This window comes from Streptomyces sp. NPDC057654 (genome assembly GCF_042800135.1).
In the GTDB taxonomy this organism is placed as follows: domain Bacteria; phylum Actinomycetota; class Actinomycetes; order Streptomycetales; family Streptomycetaceae; genus Streptomyces.
Window position 1 is genome coordinate 1 of sequence record NZ_JBHVHQ010001145.1, and the last position, 2,194, is coordinate 2,194.

Genomic DNA, 2,194 nt, shown 5'->3' on the forward strand with positions numbered 1-2,194 from the left:
GACCAGGGGTCCGCGCGGCCGCGTTCCAAGCAGCGGCGGCGCTCAGTCGCGGGCCGTTTCCGTCGCCCTGGAGGAGGCGGCGGCGGGGTGGTCGTATTTGCCGTCGATCTTGGCTACGAGGCCCGTGACCTGGCGGGCGATGTCGGGGGCGGTGAGGCCGATCTCCGACATGACCTCCTTGCGGGAGGCGTGGTCGAGGAAGCGGGGCGGGATGCCGAAGTCGCGGAGAGGGAGGTCGACGCCGGCGTCGCGCAGGGCCTGGGCGACGGCGGAGCCGACGCCGCCGGCGCGGCTGTTGTCCTCGACGGTGACGACGACGCGGTGGCGCTCGGCGAGGGCCGGGAGCGCCTCGTCGACCGGCTTGACCCAGCGCGGGTCGACGACGGTCGTCGAGATGCCCTGCTTGTCGAGGAGGTCCGCGATCTCCAGGCACATCGGGGCGAGCGCGCCGACGGAGACCAGGAGCACGTCCGGCCGCTCGGTGCGGTCGGCGGGCTCGCGCAGGACGTCCATGCCGCCGACGCGGCCGACGGCCGCCACGGCGGGGCCGACCGCGCCCTTGGAGTAGCGCACGACGGTCGGCGCGTCGTCGACCGCGACGGCCTCCCGCAGCTGGGCCCGGACCTGATCGGCGTCGCGCGGCGCGGCGATCCGCAGCGTCGGGACGCACTGGAGGATCGACATGTCCCACATGCCGTTGTGCGACGCGCCGTCGGAGCCGGTGACCCCGGCCCGGTCCAGGACGAAGGTGACGCCACACTGGTGCAGCGCCACGTCCATCAGGATCTGGTCGAAGGCGCGGTTGAGGAAGGTGGCGTACACCGCGAAGACCGGGTGCAGCCCGCCCGTGGCGAGCCCGGCGGCCGAGACGGCGGCGTGCTGCTCGGCGATGCCGACGTCGTAGACGCGGTCCGGGAACTCCTTGGCGAACTTCGTCAGGCCCACCGGCTGGAGCATGGCCGCCGTGATGGCGACGATGTCCTCGCGCTCGCGGCCGAGCTTGACCATCTCCTCGCCGAAGACGGAGGTCCAGTCCATGCCGGAGGCGGCGATGGGCAGCCCCGTGTCGGGGTGGATCTGGCCGACGGCGTGGAAGTGATCCGCCTCGTCCTCCAGGGCGGGGCGGTAGCCACGGCCCTTCTCGGTGAGGCAGTGCACGATGACCGGCCCGCCGAACCGCTTGGCCCGCTGGAGCGCGGACTCCAGGGCCTCCATGTCGTGGCCGTCGATCGGGCCGACGTACTTCAGGCCGAGGTCCTCGAACATGCCCTGCGGGGCGATGAAGTCCTTGAGGCCCTTCTTCGCGCCGTGCAGGGTCTCGTACAGCGGCCGTCCGACGACGGGCGTGCGCTCCAGGAGGTCCTTGCCGCGGGCGAGGAACCGTTCGTAACCGTCGGTCGTACGGAGCGTGGCGAGGTGGTTGGCCAGGCCGCCGATCGTCGGCGCGTACGAGCGCTCGTTGTCGTTGACGACGATGACCAGCGGCCGGTCCTGGGCGTCGGCGATGTTGTTGAGCGCCTCCCAGGCCATGCCGCCGGTGAGCGCCCCGTCGCCGATCACCGCGACGACGTGGTCGTCCCGGCCCTGCACCTGATTGGCCTTGGCGAGGCCGTCGGCCCAGCCCAGGACCGTGGAGGCGTGGCTGTTCTCGATGACGTCGTGCTCGGACTCGGCGCGCGAAGGGTAGCCCGACAGCCCGCCCTTGGTACGCAGCTTGGCAAAGTCCTGCCGGCCGGTGAGCAGCTTGTGCACATAGCTCTGGTGGCCGGTGTCGAAGAGCACCCGGTCCCTCGGGGACTCGAAGACCCGGTGCAGGGCGATGGTCAGCTCCACCACGCCGAGGTTGGGGCCGAGGTGACCGCCGGTCTTGGAGACGGCGTCGACGAGGAAGGACCGGATCTCCGCGGCCAGCCGCTCCAGCTGCTCCGGGCTCAGCCCGTCCAGATCACGGGGTCCGTTGACGCGGGTCAACAGCTCCCGCCCGTCGACCGCCACCGCCTCTGGACGGCGCGCTTCGCGCGGCACCTTTGGCACTGTGCCTCCTTGCTTTGAGCTGTCGAGCCTTGCCGGTTTGCCGAGTCTAATGTTCCGCCTGCGACGGCGATGGTCGGGCTATGCGATGTACGTCACCCATTCAGGTGACAAATCAGGGGTAGTGCCCGGCCGTGTACGCGAGAAACGGCCTGTTCCTGGC

The 2,194-nt window shown here is 71.2% G+C and carries 1 protein-coding gene; it reads right to left on the reverse strand.

Going from position 1 to position 2,194, the window contains the following annotated elements; all coding sequences use genetic code 11:
* Positions 1–42: 42 nt before the first annotated feature.
* Positions 43–1,974 (reverse strand): 1-deoxy-D-xylulose-5-phosphate synthase, encoded by a 1,932-nt coding sequence (gene dxs, locus ACFU99_RS41405; protein WP_384403302.1) that lies wholly within the window; start codon positions 1,972–1,974, stop codon positions 43–45.
* Positions 1,975–2,194 lie beyond the last annotated feature (220 nt).